The following is a 14899-nucleotide window of genomic DNA, read 5'->3' on the forward strand; positions in this document are numbered from 1 at the left end:
CATTGAATAATTCCAGTATAACGCATTTTAAATGCTTGTCAGCTTAATACTTGTCCGTGATGTGCACTACATGGCGAATTCCATTTTCATAAATCTAAAAAGCCTAAGCCGGGTTCCATAGGAAAAACAGCAATCCGTCTGCTTTGTGTATTTTTAGATAGGCTATTTTTTAGGAAAAATCGGAATATATATGTTTATGAAGGTGTGGAGCCTGTAGATATGATTGTCCATGATCGTGAAGAAAATGTCGTGTTGCTTGCTGAAGTGAAGGCTGCTCCTCTTACTACACTCGCAATTACTGCAATTGTTGAGAGACAAACGGGTATCGAAGGAGATGGTGGGGTACCACTACCACACACGAGTATAAATAATTCATCTGTAAAAAATTCCAGGCTACAGATATTCTTACCAATGCCTCAAACTGGAGATATTCATTATCGACTTATAGAACTAGGAGTCCAAGGTGAGGCTTCATCTGCAGATTGGGCGTATCAACAGATTCAATGTTTGTTTGGAGAAGATGATAATCTTTTCACAGACTTCTGCAATTACTGGAGTCGCGCATTCAGGGCATATGACCGAGCAGCACGGGAACCCGGGGCTGCGATAGATCCTGTTTATTAGCTGACTAATGGCTGTGGTTCGCCTTCTCCACGACCAGCTAACTGACCGAGCCGTTTGGTGGGCAGTGGCTATGAGTCTATCTCCGACGGCAAGTCAAGTGTAGGTATGGATAGAACCGATGACATTAAGAAGGGCCTATATCAAGTTTTGAAAATTGGAGCAGCTAGCAAACCCAAAAGTACCTATACGGTAAAGACTGCTCTGATTTTTAATATCCATGCAGTTCGTCATTATACTGACTATCTCCAAGATCTTCAGGATGTAGTTTGGGCGTTGGATACTACAAAAGTAAAAGATGATGAATTTAGAGCAAAGACGGTAAGAGACTTGCCAGAGGAAACACCCATTTATAACTTGTTTGACGGTCTTATTTCATTTACTAAAAACTATCCGAGGGATGCCTGGATTAAAAGTACATTTGAGTTCTGAAACTACAATGATAGTTATACACAATCACATTGCACGTAAAGTAGGAGTAGCCGTTCAGGAAAGGATAGACGCGCTTAAAATTGGGCAGAAGATGCAAGACCTACCCGAAGAGTTGTGGCATGATAGTTTTCGGTACTACCTCAAGGAAGATCCAAATCGTAAAGGGGGACCAAATATGCGGATGATTCGACTCAGTCCTGAGCATCCGTCTTTAACTGTCACTGCCTATATCTTTAATAAGTTTGTACACCCCTACGAGAACCGTTTCATCTCAGTGCGTGAGGCAGCTCGATTACAAGGCTTTCCAGATACATTAAAGTTTGAGGGAACGCTAACTAGTACTCAATGACAAGTAGGAAATGCTGTTCCTGTTCCGCTTGCACGAGCAGTTCTTGAACAAGTTGTCCGCCATGCTTATGCTAATAAAGTATACAAAAGAAAATTAACTGCCCTTAGTCTCTTCTCAGGCGCAGGTGGCATGGAAATTGGTGCAGAGGCATCAAACGGTATAGACACTAGAGTTGCTCTTGAACATTGGTCAGATGCCTGCGATACATTACGAGGTTATTTCAATGAGCGGCTTTCTGTAGTGCAGAACAGTATCACTAGTATTACTGATCCATTGTTGCTTTGGCAGGAGAGAACAGGTGAACGGAACGGGCCTGACCTTATATTCGGTGGACCACCCTGTCAGGCATTTTCACAGGCGGGGAAGCAGAAAGCGTTGGATGACTCTAGAGGTCAATTAATTTATGAATATCTCCGTTTTATTGAATGTTTACAGCCGACATATTTTGTGATGGAAAATGTACCGAACTTAAAAGGGGTCAACAGTGGGAAACTCTTCAGACATATTCAAGAATGCATGATTGCTCTTGATTATGAGGTCAACGTTGGGTCGTTGCTCGCTGCTGATTATGGTGTACCCCAACTTAGACGGCGTTTATTTTTTATTGGAGTACGTAAAGGTCTAGGTAAAATTGAAATGCCAAAGCCTACACACACTGGAACGGCTGACTTGTTTGGAGCCCGACTATACACAACTGTAGGCGAAGCTTTCCATACCTTGCCGCGACTAAAATAAAGTATTTAGAACATATTTATTTTACGGGAGTTGTCTAGCTAACGAATTAGAAAGTTCTAGCTGGTAATAGTTGAAGGTTCCTACCGTATCACAAACGGTATAGTAATAGGAGTCGTCACCAGCCCTACGCCGGAGGTACCCCATGGCCTACCTAGAGCTACCCTCTGAGTTAATCGAACTCCTGCAACACCGCGCCGCCGCAAGGGGCAAGAGCATCGCCGACTATTTGACCGGACTCACCCAAACCGACAAGCCGCCCGGTCTCCTCCAGAACGTCGTCAGCGGCCTGGGTCTCGAACACCTCACCCTCGGCGAATACGAGGCCCGCGAGGGCTTGCCGGAGGAACCGACGGAAACCAAAATCTGAGATAGGATTACAACAAAGAATTAGCGAGCACCTCATGGGATTGTTTGACCGCATTGGTACGGTAATTAAAGCGAACTTGAACTCCTTGGTATCCTCGGCGGAGGACCCCGAAAAAGTTTTAGACCAGACCGTCAACGATATGCAGGAAGACCTGATCCAAATGCGGCAGGCGGTCGCCCAGGCTATTGCCAGTGAGAAGCGCACCGAGCAAGAACTCAACAAAAATCTCTCCCAAAGCACCCAATGGCAAGAACGGGCCATGCTCGCCCTCAATAAAGGTGATGAAGGACTCGCCCGTGAAGCCCTTACCCGCAAGAAGAGCTTTGCTGAAACCGCCAGTGGTCTTCAAGACGCCTTGGGTAAACAAAAAGAGACCGTCGGCAAACTCCGCCAAAACCTAACTGCTCTCGAAGGCAAGATTGCCGAGGCCAAGGCCAAAAAAGACCTCCTCGTCGCCCGTGCCCGCTCCGCCAAAGCCTCCGAGAACATCAACCAAGTCCTCAACAAAGTCTCCCCCGGCTCCTCCTTGGCGACCTTTGACCGGATGGAACAAAAAGTCCTAGACCTCGAAGCGCGTTCCGCCGCCGTGGGTGAACTGAGTACCGATTCAGTCGAAGATAAATTTAAAGCCCTGGAATCCGGTCAAGGCGCAGTGGACGACGAACTACTCGCTCTCAAAGCCCAGATGGGAATTTTACCCGCCGCCCAACCCAAACCCCAACTGCCCGAGGGGAACGTCTAGTAGACCGTGGAAATTACCCTCAAACTGTTTGCGGCCTATCGTGAAGCCCTGGATACCGATGAACAGGTTCTCCAGGTCGAGTCCGAGAGCACGGTGGGCCAAGTCCTCCAATCCCTCGTCACCCAACACCCGACGCTGAGCCGCTGGGTGCCCGTGACCCGGTTCGCAGTCAACCAAAACTTTGTCCCCGCCGCGTGGGTCCTTCAACCGGGCGACGAATTAGTATTTATTCCGCCGGTGAGTGGTGGCTAGTTGGGGGCTGGGACTCGATACCTGCGGGGCTTGGTTGGGTCTGGCCTTGGCTCCCGCTATGGGTCCGGTCTGTGCTGGCGCGTGGCTGGAGGGCCGTCAACTGTCGGAATCCCTGTTACCCCACGTGGCTGAATTTGTCGGTGAGTTGCCCTGGCGGGAGTTAGCTTGGGTGGCGGTGGTGACGGGGCCGGGGAGTTTCACCAGTCTGCGGTTGGGGGTGGTGGTTGCGCGGACCCTGGGTCAACAGCTAGCGATTCCTGTCTTTACCCGTTCGGCTCTGGCTTGTGCCACAGAGGATAAATCCATGGCAGTAAGTCGTCTGGCTCATGGTGGGCGGATTTATGGCGCAGTTGGTGGGGGTCAAGAGCAGTTGTTTGAGCCGGAGGCTTGGGCGATGCAAGTGCAAGATTCCCCGCAAGTCCGGGTAGATGACTTACTGCCTACCCAGATTGTTACGGCTCTCACCTTAGAATCTCGTGACAGGTACGCGCAAGGAGAGCGACCTGGTTGGCAAGCAGCGGTCCCGGTCTACTTACAACCCTTTCCCCATTAGCGTTGCGCCCATCCCCATTAGCGTTGCTCCCATCCTCCGGCTCGGGCATGATGTAGAGACGACTTTACGGAACTTCATCATGGATTTACGTATCATCATGCTCACGGGCAAAGGCGGCGTGGGGAAGACTTCCATGGCGGCGGCGACGGGTTTACGCTGTGCTGAGTTGGGCTATCGTACCCTCGTCCTGTCCACGGACCCGGCCCATTCCCTCGCCGACAGTGTGGATCTGCCCTTGACCCACGAACCCCGTGAGCTCGCGCAAAACTTCTGGGGTGCGGAACTGGATGCGTTGATTGAACTGGAGCAAAATTGGGGCGCGGTTAAAAAATATATCACCCAGGTCCTCCAAGCCAGGGGACTAGAAGGCATCCAGGCAGAGGAACTTGCGGTTTTGCCGGGGATGGATGAAATTTTCTCCTTGGTCCGCGTCAAACGTCACTACGACGAAGAAGATTTTGATGTCCTGATTATTGATTCCGCACCGACGGGGACGGCCTTGCGGTTGTTGAGTCTACCAGAGGTGGCGGGCTGGTATATGCGCCGCTTCTACAAACCGCTCCAGGGCATTGCTCAGACCTTGGGTCCGGTGGTCAACCCGATTTTGCAACGTCTGACCGGGATTCCCATGCCGACGAATGAAGTCATGGACGCGCCCTACGAGTTCTATGAACAGATTGAAGCCCTCGAAAAAGTCCTGACCAATAACGCCGTCACCTCCGTCCGGCTCGTCACCAACCCCGAGAAAATGGTCCTCAAGGAAACGATGCGTGCCCACGCCTACTTGAGTCTCTATGGGGTCGCTACGGATTGTGTGATTGCCAACCGGATTATCCCGGACCATGTGCAGGACCCATACTTCCAACGCTGGAAAGAAACCCAGCAACTTTACAGACAGGCCATCCACGATAACTTCCGGCCCCTCCCGGTCTATGAGATTCCCTTGTACCAAGATGAACTGGTCGGATTTGCGGCCCTCGAACGGCTCAAAGTGGACCTCTGTGGCGAGACGGACCCTTCTAAAGTCCTCTACACCGAGAACACCCTCCGTGTCGTGACCGAGAAACAGGGCTACCGATTGGAAATCTATCTCCCCGGTATCCCCAAAAGTGAAGTCCAACTCGCCAAGTCCGGGGATGAACTCAACATCCGGGTCGGCAATCATCGCCGCAACATGGTCCTCCCCCAGACCCTCGCCGCCCTCCAACCCATCGGTGCAAAGATGGAAGATGATTACTTGCGAATTCAATTCGCCTAGGCGGTCATGTCACCCGTCCCCTAACCGTGAGAGTGATCCTGGTTAGAGCAGTAGGTTCTGAAGGAAGAAATAGCCATCACACTTTGAATCAGAAAAAACAAAGCCTGTAGCACTTCTGGGGCGCCATTCTTGGTGTACTCGCGGTGGAACAGTACCCTGATCTTTTCCACACATAGGCACGGGTCAAATGGTCAGCCTGCGGGAAACCGATATGATTAGGACTTACGCAAGAGCCATCGGCATAGCAGGGTGCTTCAGTTGCTGCATCAACCTAGGCCAGCTAAAGTTTTTTTGCTTTGGCTTGCATGGCGAGGAGTTGGTCTACGGCGCGGGGGGGCCAGCGGCGGGTTTTGAGGAGCCAAGTGCGACTTTGGTAATTGGGATCGAGGGCTAGGGCTTTTTGGAGGAGCAGGACACCGGCTCGGGGTTGTTGGAGTTGCCAGAGGGCTAAACCGTGACCCGCCAAGGCATCCGGGAAGCGTTCAAAGCCTGGAGGCGCGTTCTGATATTCGGTCAGAGCCGCTTGGTACTGCCCGGTTTGGATGAGGGCCAAGGCGAGGTTGGCGCGGGCGAGGTCGTAACGGGGATTGATGATCACCGCGCTTTTGAAATCCTCAATCGCGGCGGGCCATGCCCCTTTACCCGCCTGGGCGTTTCCCCGATTGTTGAAGGCATCAGCGGCCCTAGGTTCGAGTTCGAGAACCCGGTTGTAATCACGGATGGCTTGGTCCCAGTCGCCTAGAGCTTCCCAGACGGTGCCCCGGTTGAGATAAGTCGCGGCGGCGCGGGGGGCATAGGCAAGAGATTGGTCGTAGTCCTTGAGGGCACCGGGGAAGTCGCCGAGATAAACCTTAGTATTGGCACGGTCACGGTAGGCATCGGGATTACGGTTATTTTTGACTAAAACTTGGTCCCATAACTGGAGGGCACGGGGGAAGTCATTGCGTAACATTGCCGAAGTCGCCTCACTCTCAAGGACCGTGCGCGGGGCCGCGTCACACCCGACTAGGACAGCAGCCAAGAGGAATATTAAGAATTTCATCCCCCCATAATATAGGCGTGTAACAAATCATGAAGATGGAGCAAGGCGGCGAGTTCGGCTATCTCGTAGCCATGGGTATTTTGCGTAGGAAACCCCAAGCAGGCTACCCGCGCTACTAACCCGTGTTTCACGACGAGCGAGGCATCGGAGCCAAACCCATTGAGGACCGCCCGCTGCAGAGGAATATTGACTCGTTGGGCACAGTCTGCCAGTCGGTCATTAAAACGTTGGTCGTAATAGCTGTAACTATCGGCACTCAGGAGAACCGGCTGGTCATTGAATTGGACCGGATACTCTGGAGCAACCGGGGTCACATCTAGCGCGATCATTTCGGCGGGGCGGACACGCTGGGTGTAATGTAAGGCCCCCAAGCCCCCGACTTCCTCTTGGGCCGAAAAGATGAGCGTGACGGCCCGGTGGTCTGGGGGCAAGTTTTCAGCGAGGAGGACCAGGACGGCGACGGCAGCTTTGTTATCAAGGGTGTAACTCGCTATTCGTCCCCCCAAGCGTAACGGGCGTTTGCGGTGCTTACCAATTACCACCCTGGTCCCCGGCTGTACGCCCCGGTCTGCCAGTTCCGCTGGCGAGAGAAACGTCTCCACCCAGCAATGCTCCCACTGGAGTGAGGCTGCCAGTTGTTGGGCTTTTTGGGGAGATTGGTGGGAGACATGGCGTGAACCGAAGGACAGAATTCCTGTGATGGTCTCGTGACGACCCAAGATATCCACCACACCCTCGCCATAGACCCAAGGGAAAGAACCGCCCAACCGCCCCAACCGCAACCGTCCATCCAGTTCAAGGCGGTGGACCATCATCCCAATCTCATCTTTATGGGCACTCAGGGCTAAGGGTTCGCCGCTACCGGGCAGATGGACCACAATATTCCCCGCCTCGTCTTGCTCAGCTTGCGGGAAAGTCCGCAATAAATATTCGTCCATCTCCCGTTCATCGCCGCTGGGCGAGTGACAGAGGACGAGTTCTTCAATCAAGGCGTAGAGTTGGTCCTGCCTTTGACTAGCGGTTGGTTTCATCGATAAACCCGAGAACTTCTAATTGAGCACAAAAGTCCTTGGGCGTGAGGGTTGCCGCCACGGTGGTCGAGAGAAATTGCACCACATCGGGCATATGCCCCAGGACGAGCCAAGCTTCACCAAAGGCTTCAAGGCTGGGCATGGTGCTTTCATTTTTTAGCGCGTACCAACACACAAAAACCTGACCCAAGCTCTGCCCCGACGGGTAGTAATAGGTGAAACTTACGGCATCTTGACATTTCAACTGCTGGACTCGTTCAGGACCCTGGGCCGCTCGACTCAGATGAATATAACCCCGCCAAGGTTCTGGTGTGGGCGCGGTCGGTTCATTAAATTGGTGGAGGGCAGTTTCGCGTAGGGCCGGCTGGAGCGGGGCGGGTGGCAGCGGGGTAGTGGGTGTCGGTTTGATCGTCCCATTGGTACGTTCTGGGGGTTTCACCTTCAAGACTAAGTTCGCCGTTTGAATGATTACTGTATCGGAAGTCGGAGCGGTCTCTTCGACAATTTGGACTGCATCCATCTCAATAACATCAACATCCTCTAAACCCTGGGCTTTTAACTTTTTGACGGTTGAAGTTGGATAGCGGGCAAAGCGACGGGCCTGCTCTTTTTCTAATTCCCATAGGTCAAAAATGGTCAGATACCGCGTCTCGCGGACCCCTCCCTTTTTTTCAGGCTTAAAGAATGTGGTGCGTGTGACCACATAGTACATCCTTGCCCCCCGGCTCATTTAGCCCCTAGTTAGATAGACAATGTACCATATTAGCTAACTGTTAGAAATATTCTGATCTAAGGGCGCAGCTACTACAAAAATCGGGAGTAGTAACTACCCCCGGTGAGCTTCGTAACCATCCTGCCCCTCCTGCGTCCTAAACCCGGCGCGGCCTTCAGTTTATCGGCTCTCTCTCAGGACATACATACTGTGAAACACGTAAAAACAGTTAAGTCCTTTCTCGGACTAACCCCCTGCCTACCGCCTACCGTTACATTTGGGTAAAAAGAGGTCTTGAGGATGACTAAGCTCACCTTCGGGGTTTTGAGTGACCCCCACCTCACCTTGCCTCACACCCTGCGCGATTACCGGCACCGCAGCCACTTACTCGAAGTGAGCATGGGTTGTCTGGAGGCCGTCCTCAGGGATTTGGAGCGCGTGGGTGTAGATTTTTTACTCATCCCTGGTGACTTGACCCAAGATGGCGAGCTAGAGAATCATCAATGGTTAGCCGACCGTCTGGCTCGTCTCCCCTTCCCGACCTTTGTGATTGCCGGGAACCATGACCTACGGGTGCCTTTTACGCAAGGTGGACAGTTGGGCTTACCGGATTTTGCCGGGATGTACCGCCGTTCCGGGTATGCCCAGACCGACTTGCCCTATTTCTGTGAACCGGTGGCCCCCGGTGTGCGGATTGTCGGTCTCAACTCCACCTATTTCCCGTCAGGCGCGACGGGTGCCCAATTCGGTCTGGATGAACCCCAGTGGCAATGGTTGACGCGCATTCTAGAGACCTATAGGGACGAGACACTCCTCGTCTTGGTCCACCACAATCTCCTGGAACATATTCCCCACCAAGCCACTCACCCCACCACCCGGGGCTATATGCTGCCGGACCACCCGCGCTTGGTCCGCCTCCTGCGCCAGTATCAGGTCGCCTGGGTCTTCACTGGGCATTTCCATGTCCAAGACATCGCTTACCAAGAAGGGCTCTACGACATCGCCACCGGCTCCTTGGTCAGCTATCCCCATCCCTATCGCCTGTGTAGCCTCGCGTCTGACCAACTCACTATCCACTCCCGGCGCGTCACCGCTCTGCCCCAGTGGCCCAATCTCCACCAGTTCTCTAAGCAGCACACGATCGCCCTCAGTCGTCATTACCTCTTCAAGCTGCTCACGACGCCGCCCCTCTCGCTTTCTCCCAGCCAAGCCCACGCCCTCATGCCCGACCTCCAGGACTTCTGGGCCAAAATCTGTGCCGGAGATGCCCACTTCGACCTCCCCCATCTCCCGCCTCACCTACAGACTTACTTTGGGCACTTCAACGACCCCCTGCCCTTGGATAACGATACGGTTTTGACGATGAATAATCAGTAGACGTTACAAAAGAACTGAACCTGCTTCAAATCATCGTCAGAAGGTGCACCGTATGGTAACTATGAGAAAAATAACGGTCTACCATGTTTCCTAAATGGTTTGTTGTGCTGGGCTGTGCCCTAGTGCCCCTGCCCAGCTTGGCCCAGACGATTTATACGGTCCAACCGGGCGATACCCTCTACCAGATCGCCCGGACTCAAGCGACCTCGGTGGTTGAATTGATCCAACGTAATCCTCAGTTGCAGGACCCCGACCGGCTCGCCGTCGGTCAGAAACTAATGATTAAAACGAAAGTGGCCCCGCCCGTTGCAGCTGTGGTGACGCCTCCGCAACCGCGCCGTCCCCTCACCCTAACCACCCTCCCCAACCGGGGCGTACCAGGGAACCGCGAAGGCGCGGCAGCAATTGGTTGCGGTAAGACCTACGAACCACCCCTCACGGTGCTAGTACCCCAACAGAATCTGGGGCTGACTAGCACGGCTCAACCAACTTTCTTCTGGGTCACGCCTAAGCTGCACTGGCAGGATGTACCCCTCGAAAAAGTCCCCCAGTTGGCCTTCAGTCTGTGGGGGATGGATGGGACTTTGGTGTTTAAGACGGTTTTTCGCAGTCACGGCATGGCGGAAGTCACCCGTCTCACCCTCCCGACCACGGCTCCCCGGCTCGCCATGGGCCAGACCTACCGTTGGACGGTGAGCGTCCTCTGTAATCCCAAGGACACGAGTGAGGACGCGCTGGTGGAGGCCCGCATTCAGCACGCTTTACCCGTCCCAGAGCTTCAATCCCGGCTGGCAACGGCTCCCTTGGCGGAGCAGGGACGGCTTTTTGCCTTGGCGGGGTTCTGGTATGACATGTTGCGGGTCACGGCGGATTTACAGGAACGCGCCCGTTGGACGGAGTTGCTGACGCGTGAGGGATTGGGAGCTTTCACCCAGCCGCCCCTCTTGTGCTGGCAGGGCGAGGGCTTATCCACGGCTCCTTGTCCGAATCAGGGCTGATTGAGGCGTTGGAGGATGGCTTGGGCGCGTTGGTCAACTGTGGTCAAGCCTGCCTTTTGTGCGTGTTGGCTGACGACTTGCCAGTGGCGGATTTGTTCAGCAGTAGAGAGGGCCGGACTGGGGGTGGGTGGGTCCGGGAAGGTCAAGGCGGCGGTGCCTGTGCCCTGGGCGGGATAAAAGACCAGACTGTAATGCTCGCCTAAGTAACGCTGGTAGCTCGCTTGGGTCTCCACGAGCTGGAGGATTTCTAAGCTGTGGCCCTGGTCGTCGTACAAAATTGCGGTGCTCTCGGTAAGTCGGACCAAGCTATCCCGGTAATGGTGGTCGCCGGGATCGAGTTGGATGGAGCGGGCTAATTGCGCTTGGACGGGCACGGTAACTAACAGGAAGAGGAGGCCCCAACTAGTCACTCGTCGTGAGGGTGGGTACTTTTTTGAAAAGGGTGAATCCGGCGGCCTGGACCTGCTTTTGGTAAGCGGGGACATCATTCTGGTAAAGCTGGTTGTACTCCTGGAGCATAGCATCCACCATCGTTTTGACCTTGGTGTACTTCACTTGGACGGCCTGGGTCAAGCCAGCACCCTGGAGGGTGTTGAGGAGTAGACTGACCTGTTGGCTGGCCTCGGCGGTGCGGTCATAAATTCCTTGGCGGTCCCGCTCGGGGACGAGTTTGTTAGCGAGGAGGGTGAGCTTCTTTTCTAAAATTGCACCGTTTTGTTTGAGCGTGGTGGCTTGAGTGGGGTCTAGGTCCTGGGTGAAATCCTCTACGGTTTTGATGGCCTTCTTGGTGTCGTTGAGTTGGTGGAAGGCTTGAGTAATTGCTTCTTGGAGGGCTCCGGCCTTCAGGGTCAGGTCGTAGGTCTCTTGACGGCGGGCGGGGTCCACGGTGAGGCGGGGATCGTCTTTCACTTGGAAGGACTGGCTGACAGTGGTGGAGCCGTATTTGAGGGTGGCGGTGTAGGTGCCGGGGAGGACTAGGATACCCGGTTGGTCGCCCTCACTCCGGGTCTCGTCATCGGGGTTGGTCGGTTGGGCGAATTCTTTACGGCGCAGGTCCCAGGCCACCCGGTTGAGTCCTTTTTTGAGGGGGACTTTGAGGGTGCGGATTACAGCCGTGCCGTCACTGATCTGAAGATCCAGTTTGTCCTGGTCGGTCGTGGGATTGGCGACGTAGGTGAGCAGGGCACCGTAGGTCCGGCTAGTTCCCCGGTATAGGCCATCTCCCGGCGAGATGTAGGGTCCGGCGAAGAGTGCATAGTTGTACTGGTAGGCTGTCAGGACTGGAAATAGATGTAGAGGTTTTTGGGCCACTGTCCGGTCTAGGGTCCTGAGGGGGTTGATATCGTCCAGGATATAAATGCCCCGCCCGTGGGTGCCAATTACGAGGTCGTGTTCACGAGGATGGACCACCAGATCTATCACTGGGACCGTGGGTAAACTCCAGCGTTGCCAAGCTTTTCCACCGTCGCGGGAAATATACAAGCCAAACTCCGTACCGAGGAAAAGCAACTCCGGGTCCACCGGGTCCTGCTCGATGACATGGACAAACCCATCTAGGTCCTGGGTAGCCAGACTCTGCCAACTCTTGCCGTAATTGCGGGTGATAAACACATAGGACTGCCAGTTGGCGCGGCGGTGGTCATCGAAGACGACGTAGGCCGTGGCAGGGTCAAACTTGGAGGCTTCCACATGGGGTATCCAGGTGGCGGCGGGGACTTGACCGCTGAGACTGCGTGAAACATTAGCCCAAGTTTTGCCGCCATTGGTGGTCAGTTGTATGTTGCCGTCATCGGTGCCTACCCAGAGGACTCCCCGTTGGACCGGGCTGGGGGCAATGCTCAAAATCGTGCAGTGGTTCTCGGCGGCGGTGACATCGCGGGTCAGTCCGCCGCTCTCGGTCTGTTTCTGTTTGGCGGGGTCATTGGTGGTCAAGTCCGGGCTAATCACGTCCCAACTCTGGCCCTTATCGGCACTTTTGTGGACAAACTGACTGCCGTAATAAATAGTTTTGGGGTCGAAGGGATCGAGGGCTAGGGCAGCGTTCCAGTTGTAGCGGTGCTTAACGTTGGTCTCGGTGGGGCGCAGGGGTTGCCGGGTGCCCAGCCGATGGTTGAAATAAAATAAATTCCCGCCCTGGGACATGGCATAGCCCGCCTCGTTGTCCTCCGGGTCACTCAAAACCGCGAAACCATCCCCGAACCCGACCATTTCCCAGTCGCCGTTATAGATCCCGTCGCGCTTGAGGCTGGTACTCGGCCCGCGCCAAGAGCCGTTATCTTGCAGTCCGCCATAGATGTTGTAGGGAAACTGCTGGTCCACGCTCAGGTGATAGAACTGACCCAGCGGTAGATTGTCCACGAACTGCCAGGACTTGCCCCGGTCGCGGCTGAGGGCAATTCCCCCATCGTTGCCGTTAATCATCAGGTCGCCCGTCGGATGAATCCAGAGGGCGTGGTGGTCCGAGTGGACCCGGTTCAACCCCGCCAGGGTCGTGAAATTTTTGCCGCCGTCACTACTCACATCCAGGTCCACTTGGAGCCGATAGAGTAAATTTTCATTCTGGGGATGGACGCGGATATCGGCAAAGTAGAAGGGACGGGGGTTGATATTGGTTTTTTGGATGACGGTTTTCCAGGTCGCGCCGCTGTCTTCGGAGCGTAATAAGACGTTCTTTTGGGCCTCCACGAGGGCATAGACCAGACTGGGGTTACTCGGGGCGATTGCGAGACCAATGCGACCCAGTTCACCTGGGGGTAGGCCCTCCTTCGCGGTAATCTCGCGCCAGTCTTCACCGCCGTTATTACTGACATAGAGCCCACTGCCTGCTCCCCCGGACTTGGCGAACCAGGGCCAGCGGCGGTACTCCCACAGGGCGGCGATGAGGCGTTGGGGGTTCTTGGGGTCCATCACGAGGTCGGCGGCCCCAGTGCGTCCATTCACGTAGAGGACCTGCCGCCAAGTCTTGCCGCCATCCATGGTTTTGAAGACCCCGCGCTCTGGGTTCTCCCCCCAGATTGTGCCTAGGGCCGCTACATAAGCAGTATTGGGATTGCGGGGGTCCAGGAGCAGGCGGCTGATGTGTCCAGTTTTCCCCAGTCCTAAAAACTGCCAGGTCTTGCCCCCGTCCAAACTTTTGAAAACTCCCCGGCCCACCCCAGCACTGTTGCGGGTATTGGCCTCCCCGGTCCCCACCCAGACCGTTTCGGGATTATTTTGGTCCAGGGCAATCGCCCCCACGGAGGAAGTGGTCTGGCGGTCAAAAATTGGATTCCAGGTCGTCCCGCCGTTGGTTGTTTTCCAGACCCCCCCGGTCGCCGTCCCGACATAAAAGGTATCCGGGTCACGGACCACCCCTTCCACCGCCGCCACCCGTCCGCTCATATTCCCCGGCCCGATACTCCGCGCCTTGAGTCCCGCAAAGAAACTACTTTCACTCTGGGCCAAGACCCCAGGCATCACCGCCAAGACAAGTAAGAAGCTAGTTAGGACAGCAAACATAGGGGTCTCCGTAATGGGGTGGATCTATACTTACATGAAAATAGTTCCTAGCTCAGTGAGAAGAAACCCCCCCATCGGCACCAGAGGTTCAAGGTGGTTCCTTCCGGCTCAATCGCTCACCTCCGTAATTGCTTGCCAGATCGTCCAGGCTTGGGCGAGGGCTTTGACCTCGTGGGTGCGGATGTACTGGACTCCTTGAGCCATGGCCCAGAGTTCCGTCGCTAGAGTCCCCATCGCCCGTCCGTTGGGGGATTCATTGAGGAGGGTCCCGATAAAAGATTTGCGCGAGGTACAGAGGTAAAGGGGTTGACCAAGGGTGTGCAACTGCTGCATGTGTTTAAGGACCCAGAGACTCGGTGCGGGGTTGCTGCCCAGGAAATAACCCATGCCGGGGTCCAGGATTAACCGTTCACGGGCAATCCCCTGTTGCGTGAGGGTGTCGAGGCGTTCTTGGAAAAAGGCGAGCAGCGTAGGGATGAGGTCTTGGTGGGATTGGGGCTTAATTTCAGCACGGGGAGCTCGGTTGCGGGCAAACATCAGGACTATCGGGACGTTATAGTCGCGCAAAACCGTTATGGCTTGGGGGTCCTTGAGACTGGTGATGTCATTAATCATGTCTACCCCCAAAGCCAGCATCGCCCGCATCACCTCGGGTTTATAGGTATCAACACTGAGGGTGGCTCCCATCTGTTTGAAGTGATGCACCACCGGGGTGAGTCGCTCAATCTCAGTCTGAGCCGTCACCCGTTGACCGGCAGGGTTGGAGGACTCCGCCCCGAGGTCCAGGCCAGCCGCGCCTTCGCTAAGGAGCCGTTCCCCCTGGGCAATCGCGGCGTGGGGTGCTAAAAACTGACCGCCATCGGAAAAAGAATCATGGGTGAGATTGACAATCCCGAAAATTTGAACCCTGTTCATGCTTTCCAGGATACGAG

16 protein-coding genes and 1 pseudogene are annotated in these 14899 nt (G+C 54.7%); 11 read left to right on the forward strand and 6 right to left on the reverse strand.

From position 1 onward, the window contains the following. Window positions 1-219 precede the first annotated feature (219 nt). From HFM78_RS00140 to HFM78_RS00175, 9 genes and pseudogenes are all read left to right on the forward strand, one after another. Window positions 220-624 carry a hypothetical protein gene (locus tag HFM78_RS00140; protein WP_287127386.1) on the forward strand — a complete coding sequence of 135 codons (405 nt, stop codon included), beginning with the start codon at window positions 220-222 and terminating at the stop codon, window positions 622-624. Window positions 625-729: 105 nt separating this feature from the next. Then, window positions 730-1053 (forward strand): hypothetical protein, encoded by a 324-nt coding sequence (locus HFM78_RS00145; RefSeq protein ID WP_287127387.1) that lies wholly within the window; start codon window positions 730-732, stop codon window positions 1051-1053. Between the two features lie 7 nt (window positions 1054-1060). Beyond that, window positions 1061-1402, forward strand: coding sequence for a DNA cytosine methyltransferase (locus HFM78_RS16025; protein ID WP_396034806.1), 342 nt, complete (start codon window positions 1061-1063; stop codon window positions 1400-1402). A gap of 108 nt (window positions 1403-1510) precedes the next feature. Next, a pseudogene (locus HFM78_RS00150) lies at window positions 1511-2137 on the forward strand (DNA cytosine methyltransferase); the annotation flags it as partial. Between the two features lie 142 nt (window positions 2138-2279). After that, window positions 2280-2504: a hypothetical protein gene (locus HFM78_RS00155; RefSeq protein WP_287127388.1), complete on the forward strand. Its 225-nt coding sequence runs from the start codon at window positions 2280-2282 to the stop codon at window positions 2502-2504. Between the two features lie 34 nt (window positions 2505-2538). Beyond that, complete coding sequence (locus HFM78_RS00160; protein WP_287127389.1) at window positions 2539-3246, forward strand: PspA/IM30 family protein; 708 nt, start codon at window positions 2539-2541, stop codon at window positions 3244-3246. A gap of 6 nt (window positions 3247-3252) precedes the next feature. Then, window positions 3253-3498, forward strand: coding sequence for a MoaD/ThiS family protein (locus tag HFM78_RS00165; protein ID WP_287127390.1), 246 nt, complete (start codon window positions 3253-3255; stop codon window positions 3496-3498). Beyond that, window positions 3491-4051, forward strand: a complete 561-nt coding sequence (tsaB, locus tag HFM78_RS00170) for a tRNA (adenosine(37)-N6)-threonylcarbamoyltransferase complex dimerization subunit type 1 TsaB (RefSeq protein WP_287127391.1) — start codon at window positions 3491-3493, stop codon at window positions 4049-4051. Before HFM78_RS00165 ends, tsaB begins: the two co-directional genes overlap by 8 nt. A 79-nt stretch (window positions 4052-4130) precedes the next feature. Beyond that, window positions 4131-5309 carry a TRC40/GET3/ArsA family transport-energizing ATPase gene (locus HFM78_RS00175; RefSeq protein WP_287127392.1) on the forward strand — a complete coding sequence of 393 codons (1179 nt, stop codon included), beginning with the start codon at window positions 4131-4133 and terminating at the stop codon, window positions 5307-5309. A gap of 280 nt (window positions 5310-5589) precedes the next feature. Here the strand turns inward: HFM78_RS00175 and HFM78_RS00180 are convergent, their stop codons facing one another. Genes HFM78_RS00180 through HFM78_RS00190 form a run of 3 tightly spaced genes read right to left on the reverse strand, consistent with a single transcriptional unit; the run spans window position 5590 to window position 8094 of the window. Next, window positions 5590-6351 (reverse strand): tetratricopeptide repeat protein, encoded by a 762-nt coding sequence (locus HFM78_RS00180; protein WP_287127393.1) that lies wholly within the window; start codon window positions 6349-6351, stop codon window positions 5590-5592. Then, complete coding sequence (locus tag HFM78_RS00185) at window positions 6348-7382, reverse strand: hypothetical protein (protein ID WP_287127394.1); 1035 nt, start codon at window positions 7380-7382, stop codon at window positions 6348-6350. Before HFM78_RS00185 ends, HFM78_RS00180 begins: the two co-directional genes overlap by 4 nt. Further along, the gene (locus HFM78_RS00190) at window positions 7366-8094 is read right to left on the reverse strand and encodes a hypothetical protein (protein WP_287127395.1); all 729 of its coding nucleotides are present in this window, start codon (window positions 8092-8094) and stop codon (window positions 7366-7368) included. The genes HFM78_RS00185 and HFM78_RS00190 overlap by 17 nt, the downstream gene beginning before the upstream one ends. 300 nt (window positions 8095-8394) lie before the next feature. Here HFM78_RS00190 and HFM78_RS00195 point away from each other — a divergent pair, with 300 nt between their 5' ends. Further along, window positions 8395-9471, forward strand: a complete 1077-nt coding sequence (locus HFM78_RS00195) for a metallophosphoesterase (RefSeq protein ID WP_287127396.1) — start codon at window positions 8395-8397, stop codon at window positions 9469-9471. Between the two features lie 83 nt (window positions 9472-9554). Further along, window positions 9555-10469: a DUF928 domain-containing protein gene (locus tag HFM78_RS00200; RefSeq protein ID WP_287127397.1), complete on the forward strand. Its 915-nt coding sequence runs from the start codon at window positions 9555-9557 to the stop codon at window positions 10467-10469. Here the strand turns inward: HFM78_RS00200 and HFM78_RS00205 are convergent. The 3 genes from HFM78_RS00205 to folP all read right to left on the reverse strand — a co-directional run bounded on the left by HFM78_RS00205 (window position 10460) and on the right by folP (window position 14882). Continuing rightward, window positions 10460-10879, reverse strand: coding sequence for a hypothetical protein (locus HFM78_RS00205; protein ID WP_287127398.1), 420 nt, complete (start codon window positions 10877-10879; stop codon window positions 10460-10462). The two genes, HFM78_RS00200 and HFM78_RS00205, sit on opposite strands and share 10 nt — an antisense overlap. Next, window positions 10872-13967 (reverse strand): hypothetical protein, encoded by a 3096-nt coding sequence (locus tag HFM78_RS00210; protein ID WP_287127399.1) that lies wholly within the window; start codon window positions 13965-13967, stop codon window positions 10872-10874. Before HFM78_RS00210 ends, HFM78_RS00205 begins: the two co-directional genes overlap by 8 nt. Before the next feature lie 108 nt (window positions 13968-14075). Further along, window positions 14076-14882, reverse strand: coding sequence for a dihydropteroate synthase (gene folP / locus HFM78_RS00215; protein ID WP_287127400.1), 807 nt, complete (start codon window positions 14880-14882; stop codon window positions 14076-14078). Window positions 14883-14899 lie beyond the last annotated feature (17 nt).

The sequence above is a fragment of the Candidatus Cyanaurora vandensis genome (assembly GCF_013285555.1).
Taxonomy (GTDB): Bacteria; Cyanobacteriota; Cyanobacteriia; order Gloeobacterales; family Anthocerotibacteraceae; genus Cyanaurora; species Cyanaurora vandensis.

What these genes read in the sequence shown, in the direction of transcription:
- HFM78_RS00180 (WP_287127393.1), bottom strand. Translation starts at nt 6,351, where the DNA reads ATGAAATTCTTAATATTCCTCTTGGCTGCTGTCCTAGTCGGGTGTGAC.
- HFM78_RS00145 (WP_287127387.1), top strand. Translation starts at nt 730, where the DNA reads ATGGATAGAACCGATGACATTAAGAAGGGCCTATATCAAGTTTTGAAA.
- HFM78_RS00140 (WP_287127386.1), top strand. Translation starts at nt 220, where the DNA reads ATGATTGTCCATGATCGTGAAGAAAATGTCGTGTTGCTTGCTGAAGTG.
- HFM78_RS00195 (WP_287127396.1), top strand. Translation starts at nt 8,395, where the DNA reads ATGACTAAGCTCACCTTCGGGGTTTTGAGTGACCCCCACCTCACCTTG.
- HFM78_RS16025 (WP_396034806.1), top strand. Translation starts at nt 1,061, where the DNA reads ATGATAGTTATACACAATCACATTGCACGTAAAGTAGGAGTAGCCGTT.
- HFM78_RS00155 (WP_287127388.1), top strand. Translation starts at nt 2,280, where the DNA reads ATGGCCTACCTAGAGCTACCCTCTGAGTTAATCGAACTCCTGCAACAC.
- HFM78_RS00185 (WP_287127394.1), bottom strand. Translation starts at nt 7,382, where the DNA reads ATGAAACCAACCGCTAGTCAAAGGCAGGACCAACTCTACGCCTTGATT.
- HFM78_RS00160 (WP_287127389.1), top strand. Translation starts at nt 2,539, where the DNA reads ATGGGATTGTTTGACCGCATTGGTACGGTAATTAAAGCGAACTTGAAC.
- folP (WP_287127400.1), bottom strand. Translation starts at nt 14,882, where the DNA reads ATGAACAGGGTTCAAATTTTCGGGATTGTCAATCTCACCCATGATTCT.
- HFM78_RS00175 (WP_287127392.1), top strand. Translation starts at nt 4,131, where the DNA reads ATGGATTTACGTATCATCATGCTCACGGGCAAAGGCGGCGTGGGGAAG.
- HFM78_RS00200 (WP_287127397.1), top strand. Translation starts at nt 9,555, where the DNA reads ATGTTTCCTAAATGGTTTGTTGTGCTGGGCTGTGCCCTAGTGCCCCTG.
- HFM78_RS00210 (WP_287127399.1), bottom strand. Translation starts at nt 13,967, where the DNA reads ATGTTTGCTGTCCTAACTAGCTTCTTACTTGTCTTGGCGGTGATGCCT.
- HFM78_RS00190 (WP_287127395.1), bottom strand. Translation starts at nt 8,094, where the DNA reads ATGTACTATGTGGTCACACGCACCACATTCTTTAAGCCTGAAAAAAAG.